This is a genomic window from Limosilactobacillus urinaemulieris (genome assembly GCF_932750685.1).
Lineage (GTDB): Bacteria > Bacillota > Bacilli > Lactobacillales > Lactobacillaceae > Limosilactobacillus > Limosilactobacillus urinaemulieris.
The window spans coordinates 1-15,858 of the sequence record NZ_CAKOBX010000002.1; the positions used below are offsets into that span (position 1 = coordinate 1).

General features: G+C 37.8%; 10 protein-coding genes and 1 pseudogene. 2 read left to right on the forward strand and 9 right to left on the reverse strand.

The genetic code is table 11. The annotated features are described in order from the left end of the window. Nucleotides 1–506, reverse strand: a pseudogene (locus tag MR181_RS01360) (hypothetical protein); the annotation flags it as partial. 110 nt (nucleotides 507–616) lie between these two features. Further along, nucleotides 617–2,761, reverse strand: a complete 2,145-nt coding sequence (locus tag MR181_RS01365; protein WP_242333989.1) for an SEC10/PgrA surface exclusion domain-containing protein — start codon at nucleotides 2,759–2,761, stop codon at nucleotides 617–619. Between the two features lie 170 nt (nucleotides 2,762–2,931). Here MR181_RS01365 and MR181_RS01370 point away from each other — a divergent pair, with 170 nt between their 5' ends. Beyond that, entirely contained in the window at nucleotides 2,932–4,404 is a 1,473-nt protein-coding gene (locus MR181_RS01370; protein ID WP_242333993.1) for an LCP family protein, read from the forward strand. Nucleotides 4,405–4,452: 48 nt separating this feature from the next. Here the strand turns inward: MR181_RS01370 and MR181_RS01375 are convergent, their stop codons facing one another. From MR181_RS01375 to MR181_RS01395, 5 genes are all read right to left on the reverse strand, one after another. After that, complete coding sequence (locus tag MR181_RS01375) at nucleotides 4,453–5,424, reverse strand: Lreu_0056 family protein (RefSeq protein WP_242333996.1); 972 nt, start codon at nucleotides 5,422–5,424, stop codon at nucleotides 4,453–4,455. A gap of 130 nt (nucleotides 5,425–5,554) precedes the next feature. Continuing rightward, on the reverse strand, nucleotides 5,555–6,061 hold the full coding sequence (locus tag MR181_RS01380; RefSeq protein ID WP_242333999.1) for a hypothetical protein: 507 nt from the start codon (nucleotides 6,059–6,061) through the stop codon (nucleotides 5,555–5,557). Between the two features lie 58 nt (nucleotides 6,062–6,119). Continuing rightward, a complete protein-coding gene (locus MR181_RS01385) occupies nucleotides 6,120–7,424 on the reverse strand; it encodes an NlpC/P60 family protein (protein ID WP_242334002.1) in 1,305 nt (434 codons plus the stop codon). 208 nt (nucleotides 7,425–7,632) lie between these two features. Further along, nucleotides 7,633–9,633: a hypothetical protein gene (locus MR181_RS01390; protein WP_242334004.1), complete on the reverse strand. Its 2,001-nt coding sequence runs from the start codon at nucleotides 9,631–9,633 to the stop codon at nucleotides 7,633–7,635. A gap of 112 nt (nucleotides 9,634–9,745) precedes the next feature. Next, a complete protein-coding gene (locus MR181_RS01395; protein WP_242334007.1) occupies nucleotides 9,746–12,058 on the reverse strand; it encodes a peptidoglycan amidohydrolase family protein in 2,313 nt (770 codons plus the stop codon). A 283-nt stretch (nucleotides 12,059–12,341) separates the two neighbouring features. On the opposite strand from MR181_RS01395, the gene MR181_RS01400 reads away from it, so the two are divergent. After that, entirely contained in the window at nucleotides 12,342–13,094 is a 753-nt protein-coding gene (locus MR181_RS01400) for a superantigen-like protein SSL4 (RefSeq protein WP_242334009.1), read from the forward strand. A gap of 59 nt (nucleotides 13,095–13,153) precedes the next feature. Here MR181_RS01400 and MR181_RS01405 read toward each other — a convergent pair whose 3' ends face one another. Beyond that, the gene (locus MR181_RS01405) at nucleotides 13,154–14,110 is read right to left on the reverse strand and encodes an acyltransferase family protein (RefSeq protein WP_340139455.1); all 957 of its coding nucleotides are present in this window, start codon (nucleotides 14,108–14,110) and stop codon (nucleotides 13,154–13,156) included. 38 nt (nucleotides 14,111–14,148) lie between these two features. After that, complete coding sequence (locus MR181_RS01410; RefSeq protein ID WP_242334012.1) at nucleotides 14,149–15,726, reverse strand: peptide chain release factor 3; 1,578 nt, start codon at nucleotides 15,724–15,726, stop codon at nucleotides 14,149–14,151. Nucleotides 15,727–15,858: the final 132 nt, after the last annotated feature.

Genomic DNA, 15,858 nt, shown 5'->3' on the forward strand with positions numbered 1-15,858 from the left:
GAATTTCCTTGTCCATACCATGGAGCATAGTGCCAGCCATTGTTTACCATTTCCCCACTAGCATCAAAATAGTACCAGGAACCGTTAATCAATAGCCATTCATCTTCTGCTCGCGTACCATCAGTCTTACGATAAGTCCAATCATAGGTACCATCATAATTCCGACTTGATTGCCAGCCAGTTGAATAACCAGAGTACCAATCTGCTCGTGCTTGACTGGTAGTGGCTGTGACAGACTGAGCAACAGTCGTAGTTTGTTGTTCATTTGCAACATTACTACCTTGTACATTAGTATCAGCAGAAGCACTCGTAACTGCTGCATCACTATTACTTACTTGAGTCGATACAGCACTACTATCTGTATTTACATTATTAGTAGTAGCAACAGTAGTACTATTCATATTGCTACTGTTTGTACTTACACTAGTATCAGCACTAACACTAGTAATTCCAAGCGCTAATCCTGCTAAAACAGTGGTTGAAACCAACCATAATTTCTTTTTCAAGATTATTCCTCCCCAAAAGTAACAAAATACGGTTTTATTTTAGCACTTAATTATTTAGCTAACAAGCTAATACAAAAAGGCTGACTCAACGCCAACCTTTCTTAATCAACTTATTCAGTTAACCATGCATTTTGCTCATCAAAATGGTAAAGCTTACTTTGTCCGTTATTGGTTAAGTAAACATCCCCAGTATCTGCTTCACCATTATTCTTAAAGTGGTAGTAACGACCATTGATCTTTTGCCAGCCGATTAGTGCTGAACCGGTAGCATCAAAGTAATACCATTTTCCATTAACCTTTTGCCAACCAGTAGTCATTGCTCCAAACAAACCGTTATGTTGAGTGGTTAAGAAATATACCTTTCCGTTAACCGTTTGCAACCCACTCTCCATTTGGCCAGTCGTTGAGTTCATATAGAACCAGTTATTACCAATAAATTGCCAGCCACTATTCTGCCAAGTATTTATTGGATCGAAGTAATACCAACTGTTATCAATCAACTGAAATCCACGTACTGCCCAGGCATTAACAGTATCAAAGTAATAACCATGCCCGTTGATCTTTTGCCAACCTGTCAACGCTTTACCATCGTTACCAAAGTAGTACCAGTTTCCTGCACCAGACCGGAACCATCCCTTTGCTGCAGCTCCGTTATTATAGAAGAAATACCAGTTATTATTAATATTCCACCAACCAGTTCGCATAGCTCCATAACTGCCATCATGTTGCGTATTTAAGAAGTACAAACTATTTCCGACCGTTTGTAATCCTGTCATCATTTGACCATAACTAGGGTTAAAGTAGAACCAATTATTATCAATCCACTGCCAATTCGTATCCATCCAAGCATTGTTCACATCAAAGTAATACCAATTACCGCTCAAATTTTGCCAATTGGTTAACGTCCATGCATTATCTAAATCAAAGTAATACTTATGGTTTCCAATCCATTGCCAATTTGTTTCAGCAACTCCCTGACCAGTGAAGTAATACCAGTGACCATTAATGAATTGCCAGCCTGTCAAAGCGGCACCATTATTTTGGAAGTAATACCAATTACCATTTACCCTTTGCCAGCCAGTTACCATTGCACCACTATTGTTTAGGTAGTACACATTATTATTAATATTCTTCAAACCAGTTTGCATATTACCAGTAGCTGGATCTAAGTAATACCAATTACCATTGATCCACTTCCACCCTAATTCTAGTAATCCAGCCTGATCAAAATGTCGCCACTTATTATCAACTAAATGCCAGCCAGGAGTATTATATTCTTCAGCCATGCTAGAATTATTATCTCCTTCAGCCCAAATAAAGTGCATGTCAATATTTAACAAATTAAAATTAAATTTCGAACCATCACTATATGTTCCTGTACCAATTGACTTAGTAATTGAAGGATAGATCCCAAGCGTATTAATACTTTGTGGATTAGTCAAAAAGTTTTGCGCATGACCAAAACCATCTGAAGCATCATTAAAAAGCATTCCCATTATACCATAGTAGATTAATGCCCGTAAATCATCCATTGTGGTTATGCTAAATACAGGAACAGCATTATTGTTAATAAATTCATTTCCCTTAGCAGTTGCAAAAGGACGGACGATTAAGCCATTTATATTGTCATTATAAATCTGTTGAGCAGCAATATTTTCACTATGATTGTTAAGAATTTCTGGATCATGCCAATGACCATTCATTAATGATTCATTCTTATTTTGATATTCCAACGCCATTGACCGAACTTGATCTATCGTTTCGTCATTTAATTGAAAAGGCTCCAAGCCAAACTCACTTCTAATTTGATTTACTAAGCCTACTCCATACTGATTCATTTGGATCGTTTGTTCAGGACTAATGTTATTAACATTTACATATTCTTTGGCAGCAGTACTATTTGATTGGTAGTTATTCATACTCATCCCACTAATCGTTGTCTGCTGAAAATTATTTGCTTCAGTAGAATTAGAAATACCCCTTAATTTATCAAGAGTATATCCTTGTGGGAAGTTTACGTACTGTGCTTCTTGCGTATTTAGATTTGCAGAATAGAGTGCTGTCGTTGTTGCTGAAGCTTGTTGTTGGACAACATTACTGATAGTAGGTTGATTATTATTTACATTACCAGAATCAACACTTGTCGCTGTATCTCCTGGTTGTGTATCAGCGAGAACATTATTTTCAACAATCCCAATCCCTATTGCGGTGGTCAGTGCCGCAACTGTCGTTATTTTCACAAGATTTTTATTCATTAATCTTCCCCCATAGCTTATCGAAATAATCTTATATCATAATTCTACACTAAATGGCATTATAGAACGAAATGTTTACAGAATTGTTAAGCTAATATTAGCAAATTGAAATGACCCTTACATTTATAGTATATTAATAAGGTTAAAAACTTTTGATTGAGGTACAAAATATGAATGACAATCACGAGACACGTGAAGAATATCGAAAAAAGATGGAACAACGGATCCATGATAAGGTAGCTCAGGATCAGAAGCAAAATCATGAATCCAAAATGTCAAAATTTAAGTTACCAAAATTTAAGTCTTCAAATAATAAGCCACGGAGAACTTCATCAAATATGAATCCAAATACACCAGAAGTTCATCATTACCGAACTCCTCGCTGGGTTAAAAATATTATTTGGGCACTAGTTATTTTGGTATTACTCGGTGGAGGCTACGAATACCATAAGATCAATTCGGCTGCTAATAATATTTTTGGTAGTGGCGATGGTAAAATCAGCAAGAAACTCCAAAAAGGTGAGCCTGTTTCTGTTCTAACAATGGGAACCGATGTTGGTGCCTTGGACCGTGGAAATACAGGTGGAAATACTGATTCACTTGAATTATTCACAATTAACCCTAAAACAAAGAGAATAACTATGACCAGTATTCCCCGTGATACTTTAGTCCGCGTTCCAACTAAGGAAGGTCCTACATATGTAAAGATTAATGCGGCATATTCAATCGGTGGTCCCAAAAAGACCGTTAAAGCTGTTTCTGAGCTATTAGATGTCCCGATTGATTACTATGCCGTTATTAACATGGGAGTCTTAAAAAAGGTTGTTAATACGGTTGGTGGTGTAACTGTAGATAATCCTTTTGCTTTCACTTATGAAGGACACCACTTCAAGAAAGGAAAGCAACACCTTAATGGTGAATTAGCTCTTAAGTATTCTCGAATGCGTTATAGTGATCCAAATAATGATTACGGACGGCAAAAACGTCAACAACAAATTATCGAAAGCGTTATTCAGAAATTTAAGAAATCCGGCTCTATTGGAACTGCTAATAATATTCTTGATGCAGTTAAAGATGGCGTAAAAACAAATATTCCAGTTGACGATATTGCAACACTATACGGTAATTACCATGCTGCTATGGATAATGTCACAACTTACCATTTCCAGGGACAAGATGCCACAATTGATGGTGTTTCTTTCCAAATTGCTAGTCCAAAAGAAATTAATCGTATTTCTAAACTCATTCGTAAACAACTAGGTCTTAAACCTAAGAAAGTTGTTAACCACGAAACGAGAATGTACAAATCTCAGCCATTCTATAATGGTGTAACTAATACAGACTTTGTCTTACCGGGCGGTGCTAGTTACAACGATCCAGGTAGTGGTAACGGGAGTGATTATGTTATTGGTGGTAAAACATCATCGCAAAAACATACTTCCACCTATTCTAATAGTGCGAGAACCTATGGAGAAATAAGGAGCTCGCAAGTTACTACTCAGGTTCCCCAAACGGAAAGAAGAACCCAGTCAACTATTCGTAACGAATACCAAACAACTCGAACTCCTGCTGCAACTACAGGTCATGTATCTGAAAATACTGCAACCCATACAGTTCAAAGACCAGTCACAACTCACGAATAATAAAAGAAGTCATTCAGAATTTGATATGATTCTGAATGACTTCTTTTATTAATTATCGTTATAATCTGATTCTGGCTTTAACTTATTAGCGTAACCATTAACTTCATCTTTCTGTGATTGATTAGTGTAGTAATCACGAATTAATCCCGACACCGTAACGTGTTTTGTTGTAGTCGAAGCTTCTGCTACTGATTGTCCCTCTTTTGGATCAACATATTTAATCGTTACATCGTTGCCATTCTGTTTAAAATACAGCCAACTAGTTGGATCACCATTAGCGGTAACGTAACTAAAGCCATTCGAGTTGCTTCCATACCACATCATTCCATCACTTATTCCATCCTTAAACCAATCTGGTTCTTGGTATAAAGCAACAAGGGTTCCCAGTTGCTGAGTTGATAAATTATGTGAATTATTTGCTGATGCAGATTGATTCCGCATGTCTTGAACCTTAGTATTGTTAGCAACATTCATAATCCGCTTAACTGCATGATGCTGCTTAGCATAAGCAACCATTTCAGCTTTAGTTACCCCATCGGGAGATATTCCCGCATCGCTATCAGAGATGTAAGTCTTATTCCCAGCTATTGTGTAGTAAGTACTATCTATTCCATGTTCACTATCCTTTTGATTAAGTTTCACATAGTATAAAAGATCTGCACCATCAGGATAATCCTTATAAAGCGGTCCCTCTCCCTTAGGAACACTATCCTTATTATAAATTTTTACAACCGCTCCTTGACCAGATACATCCATATCCTTAGAGTAATCATTTTGATCAGACCCTGGCATATGCTCACCAGTATAATAAAGAACTAGCGCAGCATTTTGAGCTGGCGTTAGCTGATTAGGATCGAGCGTTGAATTATTAGAAGTATTCATGATAGTACTATTAGCTGCCTTTTTAGCAACTTTCGTATTGTTCGAACTAGAAGATGAATTACTATTATGTGTGTTACCACATGCTGCTAAAATTACAGCAAGTAGCGACGTAACAATTACTAAACCTATTTTTCTCATTAAAAATCCTCCAAAAATAATCTTTAACACTGTAATTATAAAGCAATTCAGCCTATCCGCAATAACTTTTAGTCCAAAATAAAAATCCATAATCTACGTCACAGTAGACTATGGATTATATTATATTCAATTATTTTCCAGTAACAGAAGTAGCCGTAACATGGAATGAATGACCGTTACCACTAACAGTCCAATCGTTAATTCCATTTTGAACAGCCGTATATCCATCAACCTCATCGATTGAAGGTAATCCAGTAGCTGGCTTACCTGAGATACCAGCATTGTTTAACTGATTACCGATATGTTCTTTAACAATATTTTTGGCATCTTGTGCTGTCATTTGTTCACGAGTGCTTTGCTCTGATGTTGAAGTAGCAGTAGTAGACTTGCTACTAGAAGTAACATTACTGGATGAACTGCTTGTTACTGCAGAACTAGATACTGACTTTTCACTTGCCTTCTTACTTTGACTAGTAGAAGTAGCTGCAGTCTTACCAGAAGTTTTTGCACTTTTTACAACCTTACTTGAAGATGCATCATTACTTGAATTATCCTTAGTAGAACTACTTGAATTACCACAGCCTGCTAAAGTAATCATTAATGCACCGGCAGCAACAGTTGCCATAAGTTTTTTCATATAATAATGCTCCTTCTTTATTAATTATTTCATCTATTATCTTATATTCTAAGACTAATTACAACACAACATAGTAACTTGCTGAGTAGTACTTAGTGTAACCAACTTTAATTACGTCACCAGGTTCTGGAGCATGAACATATGCACCATTACCAAGAGAGATCGCTACATGGTATGGTGCGCTATCACTACCATAAAATAGCAACGCACCCTTAGGAGCATTCGCAACGTCATAGTGGTGAGTACCTAATGCTTGTTGTTGGTAAGTTGTTCGATAGTTAGCTCCTAAGCCATATGCCCATTGAACTAACCCAGAGCAATCAAAACCAGTAGATGGATTATTACCACCCCATACATAAGCACGACCACGCATTGACATTGCCTTATTTACGGCTTCACTATGATCATCTAACCAGGCACCATTGGCTCCAAAATTATATGTCTTACCATCAATCGTTTGAGTACCAGTAAGCATATTAGCATTGGTGGTATCGAAGTAGTACCAAACATTGTTAATCTTTTGCCAACCAGTTAAAGCCCAGGCATTAGTAGTATCAAAGTAGTACCAGAAACCAGCGTTAGACTTGTACCAGCCGGTGTTAGCCCAGGCATTACCTTCATCAAAGTGGTACCAGTTGTTATTAATCTTTTGCCAACCAGTTAAAGCATTAGCATTGGTATTATCGAAGTAGTACCAGTTATTGTTAATCTTCTGCCAACCTTTTTCAGCCCAGGCATTTGATTGATCGAAGTAGTACCAGAAACCGGCATTGGACTGATACCAACTAGTACTTGCATTAGCATTGGTTTCATCAAAGTGATACCAGTTATTGTTAATCTTTTGCCAACCAGTTTCTGCTTGAGCAGTTTCGTTATTGAAGTAATACCAGAAGCCAGCTTGTGATTGGTACCAACCAGTTTGGGCATTTCCTTCATTGCCAAAGTAATACCAATTGTTATTTACTTGTTCCCATTCATTAGTAACTTTGGCATTATTATTGTAGTAATAAGTATTACCATTTTCTTTAACTAACCCATTTTGGGCTACTGAAGTTGTTTGACTAGCTTGACTAGCAACATTAGTGGAAAAGTTGTTAGTTGTTGCTGGCTGTGCTGAGACAACATTATTACTTGCACTAGCAACACTATTATTAGTACTTGCATAACTAGCTGCCACAGTTGCACTTTCAACAGTTTGTTGTGATTGAGCAACTTGAGTAGTCGAAGTTGCATTGTCTTGAGCAACTACATCGGCTTGAGCGTCAGTAGCCATTGTTATACCAAAAGCTAATGAAGCAATAGTGATTCCCATAGTTAACCATTGCTTGCCACTCTTATATAACTTGTAATGTTTCTTACTCATAAACTAAAATACAACTCCCTTTAATTCGTTCATCAATAATTTCAACGGTTACTACTATACAATAAATTTTTCTTAAAAAGTCGAATGTCGTCAGTTTGTTAACGAATGTTGCCGTCTTGTAATATTAGTGAAATTTTTTGTTACAAAAAACGTCTTGACCCTTATTAAGCCAAAACGTTCTCAATCAATAAAATATTAATTTAACTTATTAGTAGCCACTCCAGTAACCATTGCTGTAGAAGTAGTAGCTCTTACCATTGATATTTTGCCAACCAGTCATCATTGCACCGTGCTTTGGATAACCTGGATTAAAGTAGTACCAGTGACCATTTAGCCATTGCCAATCAGTAGCAGCAGCGTAACTACCTGATTGGAAGTAATACCAAGTACCGTCTTGACTCATCTGCCAACCAGTAACTGGATGACCTGCTGCATCAAGGTAATATAACTCATTGTTATCACGATTGGTTGTCCAGCCAGTTGACATCCAAGCATTTTCTTGGTTGAAGAAGTACCAATAACCACGGTACCATTGCCAGCCAGTATATGCAGATGCATTAGTGTTATCAAACCAGTACCAGTGACCATTTAGCCATTGCCAGCCAGTTAATGCCCAGGCATTATTGTAATCAAAGAAGTACCAGTAGCCAGCCGGTGATTGGAACCAGCCTCTTTGACCACTAGCATTGACTGGATCAAAGTAGTACCAACGATTATTAAGCCGTTGCCAACCAGTAAGGGCCCAGGCATTACTGTAATCGAAGAAATACCAGAAACCAGCTCCAGATTTAAACCAACCTGTTTGCGCCCAGGCGTTAACTGGATCAAAGTAGTACCAATGATCGTTAATCTTTTGCCAACTAGTTAAGGCATATCCTTCATCAGTATCGAAATAATACCAGTGATTATTAAGTAATTGCCAGCCAAGATATGCACTTCCGTCACCTTTAAAGCCATACCATTTGCCATCAACCTTTTGCCAGCCAGTTTTCATCGCACCATAAGAACCATCATGATTAATGTTAAGGTAATAAATATTCCCATCAATCTTTTGAATTCCAGTAACCATGGAACCATCACTTGGTGTGAAGTAGAACCAGTTGCCACCTAATTGCTGCCAACCTTGTAGAGCTTTACCATCTTTTCCATAATAATACCAAACAGTTTCAGTAGTACCATCTTCTTGTTTAACTTCTTTAGTTCCCCAACTATTAGGAGTTCCTGTTGGTAAAAACGGATTAGTATTCAAGTAAGCCAGTTGATCCTTCAAATAACCATTAATTGTACTTTTCATTGAAGCAAGAGTATTGTTTTTTTCTGTTTCGATTGCAGTTAGTTTTGCTTGATTTTCTTCCTTCAATTTTTGTAAAGCATTGCGATTGCTTTGTTCAAGCTTATTTAAGAAACCACTTTGAGCAAGTGCACCGATAAATAAGGTCTTGGCTGTTGCTAATGCGCTTTCCCGAGTTTTCTTAGCTTCTGCTAGTTCCTTTTGAGCAGCTTCACTCTTCTTTTGAGCTTCTTCATATGCACTCTTTGCTTCAGCACTCTTTTTTTCTGCTTCTGTAACTGCGGCTTCAGCATTTGATTTATCATCACTTGAAGCTGATTCAGCGACCTTCTTAGCAGCATCTAAGGCTTCAGCAGCATTATCACTAGCTACCTTGGCAGCTGATGCAGCGGTTGAAGCTTGGGCAGCCGAATCACTTGCTTGAGCGTATGCGGCATTAGCACTTGAAGTAGCATCACTATATACTTTGTATTCTGTTGGGGCAGCTGATTCGATCCCAGGAATCTTTGTTGGATCAGTATTTACAGCACTAGAGGCAACTGCATAAGCTGAAGAATTAGCATCAGATAATTCTTTTTCAGCTGCTGAATTTGCTTTAGCTTGAGCTGCACTCTTAGCAGCATATTCAGAATCAATTGCAGAAGACTCGCTAGCAATTGCTGAACTAGCGGCAGACTTAGCGGCACTAGCAGTACGTGTAGCACTAATTGCTGAGCTTGCAGCAGCATAACTATTAGCTGCTGGAGTTGCGGCTAAACTAGCAGAAGTATTTGCCTTAACTACATAACCTGTGTTTTCAGTGGCAATGTTATCAGCACTTACTTTAGTGTTAGAGGATAATAATCCAAGTGTCAAAGCAGCACTGGCAACTAAAATCGTATTTCTCAATTTATGAGAATGAAGACTCTTGTTAGTCATTGATGATTCTCCTTTTTTACGCTTAATCACAATTATTTTACAACATCTATTTTAGAATTAACACCGCAATTAATAATAAAAGATCCCATCAACTGATGAGATCTCATTATCATTATGCCCAGTAGAAGTTAGGACGGTAAACCATTTGGTATGGCCGATCATCATCGTTCCAATACCATTGATAGTTAAATTCTTGAACAGCTTGACCAGCAGCACCATACCGAGAATTTGGATTTGAACTCCAGTAGTATCCACAAGTTGAGATACACATTGGATCTGGGCCTGCAGTAGAGATGACTACCGTATGACCTGCTCCACCAGCAGAAGCACCTGGGTTACCCCAAATCACAATATCACCGTATTGAACATTTTGAACGCCACGGCCACGTCCTGCAAGGTAGTAACCATTTTGAAGCAAGTAATTACCCAAATCTAAAGTGGAATAAGTATGGGCAGGTGTATGACCACCAGCGCTCCAAACAGCTTGAGTCATTGATCCAGAACAGTCAGCAGTTCCATCAGCTCCAGTTCGTGAACCATACATCGAATAAGTCAACTTGCCTTCACGGGCCAAGAACCAATTAATTACCCGTTGACTAAAGCCAACAAAAGCACCATTACTTTGCAGGTTTACCCAGTGACCATCAATCCAGTGACCGCCAGTCCACATATTGGCATTAGTTGGATCCATGTAATACCAGTTATGACCCACAAATGTCCAGCCAGTATGAGCCCATGCATTTTCCGGATCAAAGTAATACCAGAAACCTGCCGGTGATTGGTACCAGCCTAGAACTGAATTTGCATTGTTAGCATCAAACAAGTACCAGTGACCATTGATGCTTTGCCAACCAGTCTTGGCAGTTCCATCCTGGTTAAAGTAGTACCAGAAGCCAGCATTAGACTTATACCAACCAGTAGTGGCTGCTGCATTATTACCAAAGTAGTACCAGTTACCATTAAGCTTTTCCCAGGCATTAGCTAACAATTGGTTTCCCTGCTTATAATAACGATTATTACCAAGACTATTTAATCCCTCATTAAGACTAGTAAGATCTAAGTCACCTGTTGCTGAATTAAATAATAATGTTCGTCCATCAACTATAGCAGAATTTTGACGAACTCCAGTTACTAAATCATAATATTGAAGTGAACCGGATGCTGGATTATAGACTAAACCTTTTTGTTGACTTCCTGATGGACTAAAGAAGTAGTAGTCGCCATTAATTGAGCGAACACCTGTGAACATTTGGTAATTAGTAGGATCGAAGTAATAACGGTTACCATTAATTGTTTGCCAACTAGATAATGCTGAACCACTGTTGTTGAAGTAGTACCAGTTGCCATTAATTAATTGCCAACCAGTCTTCATCGCACCGTATGTACCATCATGTTGATCGTTAAGGTAATACAAGTTGTTATTGATAGTCTGAAGACCAGCAAGCATTGCATTATTTGTAGGAGCAAAGTAATACCAATTGTTACCTAACCATTGCCAACCAGTTAAAGCCCAGGCATTATTGTTATCAAAGTAGTACCAGTCATTATTCAGCACTTGCCAACTTTTAAGCGCCCAAGCATTAGTTGGATCAAAGTAATAACGGTGACCGTTGATCGTTTGCCAACCAGTCCGTGCTTCTCCATCTTGATTGAAGTAGTACCAATTATTATTAATAAGATGCCAACCAGTGTAGGCAGCACCATCATTAGCACCGCCAAAGCCATACCAATGGCCATTAATTTGTTGCCAGCCATTTTTCATTGCACCATATGTGCCGTCATGTTGATCATTTAAGTAGTAACCATGGTTATTAATCTGTTTTAAACCACTTTGCATAATTGAACTGGATGGATCAAAGTAGTACCAATTATTCCCTAACCATTGCCAGCCGTTCACAGCCACACCATTATTAGCAAAGTAGTACCAATTATTATTAACAGATTGCCAACCAGTCTGCATTGCACCATATGTGCCATCGTGTTGTGGATTTAAAAGGTATTTACTATTGTTAATCGTTTGTAGTCCCGTCTTCATCGCACTATTTTGCGGGTTTAGGTAATACCAATTATTATTGATATATTGCCAATTAGTAGCGTTTTGACCATTATTGAAATAATACCAATCATTCTGGCTAGTTTGCCAGCCATTTGCCGTTTGTCCACTAGTATTCTTCCAACTAGTAGTACCGTTAGAATCTGTTTGCTTAGTGTACCCATTAATCTCTGTTGGTGTTGTTAAATTACTAAGTTGATCACTAGTAACGTTATTTTGAACCTGAGCAGCAACATTTGACTGAGTAGTTACCGTAACGGTTGATTGCTGATCATCAGCGTAGACACTCGAAGCACCCATAATTCCAAGCACTGTAATGCAAGCAGTTAACCAAAGTTTGCCAGCTTTATACAATTTAAAGTGATTTTTCATCAGATCTTACCCCTCCATAAAATTAAACAATTCTTATATTAACACCAAATAAAAAAACTAGATAGAGATCTTTCTACCTGATTCATTTACTTCATTATTAGTGCTTCTTGAAACTGCTGATAATAAACTTCTTAAGTTTATATTACTTTCATAATTACTTCTATTGCTGTCAATAAGCTTTATTTTCTTCATCACATTGCATATTTGTTACTTAAATATTTCAAAAATGTTACAATATAGATGAAAGGAAACTAGATAATAGCTTAGAAAGGGGTGCTACATTATGTTAAAGATGCAAAATAAAATAATCGATAGCTTATTAGTATGTGTACTTGCGCTAGGGTTAGGTGGCTGTGCAACTAGTAGTGTAGCTACCCATAAGGCAAATCATGAACCTACTAGTACTAAGATTACTAAACAAAGCAGTCATAAAAAAGCTGCTACAGAAACTAAGCAAGAAAATTCTAGTAGCCAATCATCAACTAATAAAGAAACTGAAGCTACTACTAATAATAAATTAGCAGCTAATACTCCTAGTCAAAACTTTGCTCAACCATCCTCAACGAATCAACAAACCATTAGTACAACTAAGCAAGCTAATAATTCAGCATTAGTCACAAAGAACAATGTTGCTCCCCAACAGCAAAAAGCTGCTCAACTAGGTACTAATGATCTTGCCGTTTGGACTGATCAATACGGAATTATTCACCATGTTGACAGTAATGGCTTAGATCATCAAACTATTCCTGGAAGCGTTCAAGATCACTACGAAAACTGGTCAGGAGCTTTACCAAGTAACGCTCAGGTTGTTCACAACGCTGGTCCAATTATTCCAAATCAATCAGATAAAATTCAACATAATAACGGTGTTCAGTTAGGCCTTGGTGATGTTGCAACCTGGACCGATCAATACGGAATTACCCACCACGTTGATAGTGATGGCATGGATCGTCAGACAATCCTAGGTAGCACGGAAGTTCATTACCAAGACTGGTCGGGACCGTTACCAAGTAATGCAGAAGTAAGTCATGAGTAATTGTATTATTTGTTTTTCAACAATAAAAAGGCGTTGAGTAAACTCAATGCCTTTTTATGTTAGTACACTTTATTAGCCAATCTTCTTTTTCTTAACCAACCCAGAATAATAACATATATTACTAGAATGGTCACATCAACTATCAGTCGCAATATAACAGCTAGCTCCCATGTTGAAATAAACTTTCCCCATAAAACCCAGTATAAATCTAAATGATGAATACATAATACAGCTAATGTATGTTTTCCAACTAGCTTAATCCCATTAAAGAATCTCTTTGTACTAAACGCTTTAGAGATATACGAAATAATTACAGTGCCAGCCACTGCTTCCAATAAACATAAGATAAAATTTGGGAAATGTCTGAGAGCCATTTCAATACTTAAGCTATTTTGAATACAGTAAATCCATAAGATGAATAATCCTAATAAGCCGCCCATATAAGCCATAGAATTATTATCCACATTATCATTAATTTTTCTCCAATATGACCCTATCCACATAAAGAAAGCTGCGATAGGTACCAAATCAAAATCTTGTGGCAACCAAATATGTTTAGAAACCATGTATCCAAATAGTGCTAAAACTCCTAAAATCATGCCGTTGTATTGATTAGGAAACAACACTTGTAATCCATCAAAAAGTAACTTAGACCAGAAGAAAACAAATAAGAACCACATTACACTTACATTAGGAACTGCATTTGCACCTATAAATATACCATGAATATCATTTTCAACCATTTTTGATAAAGATACCTGTCTCAGTAACAAAGTTTCAATTCCTAATAAAGCAATCATCAATGCCGCAAGTAACCATACCTGTTTAAACATTTTTTTACTCTTCTGAATAACTACTTGCCATGTTTTCGTCTTTCGAGATGTATAACCCGAAAGAATGAAAAATAGTGGCATGTGAAAAGAAAAAATAAATACATACAATAAACCTGAAGGAACTTCATGACCGATTACCATCAACAAAATGGCAATTCCCTTAGCAATATCAACCCATTCTATTCTTTTTTACCTACCATCAATTTCTCCCAATATTTTTCCTACAACTTCGCCATCAGCTTCACATCAGGGTACTTCTGCTTGAACCAGTTCTCGGCAAATTGATTTTCAAACAGGAATAATGGTTGATCATGAATGTCCTTAACAAGGATATTCCGTGATGACGACATCTTCTCATCAAGCTGATCAGGAGCGATCCAGCGGGCTGTCTTATTCCCCATTGGTTCCATCACCACTTCAGAATTATATTCATTTTGCATCCGAAATTTGAAAACTTCAAACTGAAGTTGCCCAACAGCACCGAGAATATAGTCTCCAGAAGTGTATGAACGGAATAACTGCACTGCCCCTTCTTGAACTAACTGGTTAATTCCTTTATGGAAGGACTTTTGTTTCATCACATTCTTTGCCGTTACTCTCATAAATAATTCAGGGGTAAATTGTGGAAGCTTTTCAAACTTAATGTCTTTTTTACCAGTATAGATCGAATCACCAATTTGGAAGTTTCCAGTATCATACAACCCAATGATGTCACCCGCAACCGCATTTTCAACGTTTTCCCGGGTATCTGCCATAAATTCAGTCACGTTAGACAAACGAATTGGCTTCTTGGTTCGTTCAAGAGTAACATCCATTCCCCGATCAAACTCACCTGAACAAATTCGGACGAAAGCAATCCGATCACGGTGTCGAGGGTTCATATTAGCTTGGATCTTGAAAACAAAACCAGAAAATTCTGGATCGAGCGGTTTTACATCCCCATCATTTTCTGTATGGTGATCACTTGGCGCTGGGGCAAACTGAAGGTAAGTTTCCAAGAAAGTTTGCACCCCAAAGTTAGTTAATGCAGAGCCGAAGAAAACTGGCGTTTGGTCACCGGCCGCAATCTTATCCCGATCAAGCTGGTTACCAGCAACATCCACTAATTCCATTTCATCTAAAGCATCTTGCCATTCACCATCATTAGCCAATGGATTATCGCCCTTAACATTACCATCATCGTCCAACGGTAAATATGGATTATCTTCATCAGCGGGGTGAGTTAAAGCAACTCGGCGGTTAAAGCGGTCATAAATTCCTTTAAATTGTCGGCCAGAACCGATTGGCCAGTTAATTGGGTAAGTTTCAATTCCTAAAGTCTCTTCAACCTCGTTTAACAAGTCTAGTGGATCACGGGCATCCCGGTCAAACTTGTTCATAAAGGTAAAAATTGGAATTCCCCGCATCTTACAAATTTGGAAAAGCTTCTTAGTTTGTGGCTCAATCCCCTTAGCAGAGTCGATAACCATTACTGCGGAGTCAACCGCCATTAAGGTCCGATAAGTATCTTCAGAAAAGTCTTCGTGCCCTGGAGTATCAAGGATATTAATTCGCTTCCCTTGGAAATCAAACTGCATAACAGATGAAGTAACGGAAATTCCCCGCTTCTTTTCGATTTCCATCCAGTCAGACTTAGCAAAGTTACCAGTCTTTCGGGCCTTAACAGTCCCCGCTTCACGAACAACCCCACCAAAAAGTAAGAGTTGTTCAGTAATTGTCGTTTTACCCGCGTCCGGGTGTGAAATAATGGCGAATGTCCGCCGCTTATTAACTGCTTCAGCAAGTTGTTTTGGTGACATGTTATTTTCCTTTCATTAAATAATTTATTTTTGCGCAATATCTATACTAGTTTAATATATTCTAAAAACACTTACAATAAAGTATTAAGGTTCCAATTAGGTGAAAACTTCTTTTGCTAATTGGAACCCTAA

Excerpts from the sequence above, each read along its gene's own strand:
- MR181_RS01410 (WP_242334012.1), bottom strand. The coding sequence starts at position 15,726 with ATGTCACCAAAACAACTTGCTGAAGCAGTTAATAAGCGGCGGACATTC.
- MR181_RS01395 (WP_242334007.1), bottom strand. The coding sequence starts at position 12,058 with ATGAAAAATCACTTTAAATTGTATAAAGCTGGCAAACTTTGGTTAACT.
- MR181_RS01375 (WP_242333996.1), bottom strand. The coding sequence starts at position 5,424 with ATGAGAAAAATAGGTTTAGTAATTGTTACGTCGCTACTTGCTGTAATT.
- MR181_RS01380 (WP_242333999.1), bottom strand. The coding sequence starts at position 6,061 with ATGAAAAAACTTATGGCAACTGTTGCTGCCGGTGCATTAATGATTACT.
- MR181_RS01400 (WP_242334009.1), top strand. The coding sequence starts at position 12,342 with ATGTTAAAGATGCAAAATAAAATAATCGATAGCTTATTAGTATGTGTA.
- MR181_RS01385 (WP_242334002.1), bottom strand. The coding sequence starts at position 7,424 with ATGAGTAAGAAACATTACAAGTTATATAAGAGTGGCAAGCAATGGTTA.
- MR181_RS01365 (WP_242333989.1), bottom strand. The coding sequence starts at position 2,761 with ATGAATAAAAATCTTGTGAAAATAACGACAGTTGCGGCACTGACCACC.
- MR181_RS01390 (WP_242334004.1), bottom strand. The coding sequence starts at position 9,633 with ATGACTAACAAGAGTCTTCATTCTCATAAATTGAGAAATACGATTTTA.
- MR181_RS01370 (WP_242333993.1), top strand. The coding sequence starts at position 2,932 with ATGAATGACAATCACGAGACACGTGAAGAATATCGAAAAAAGATGGAA.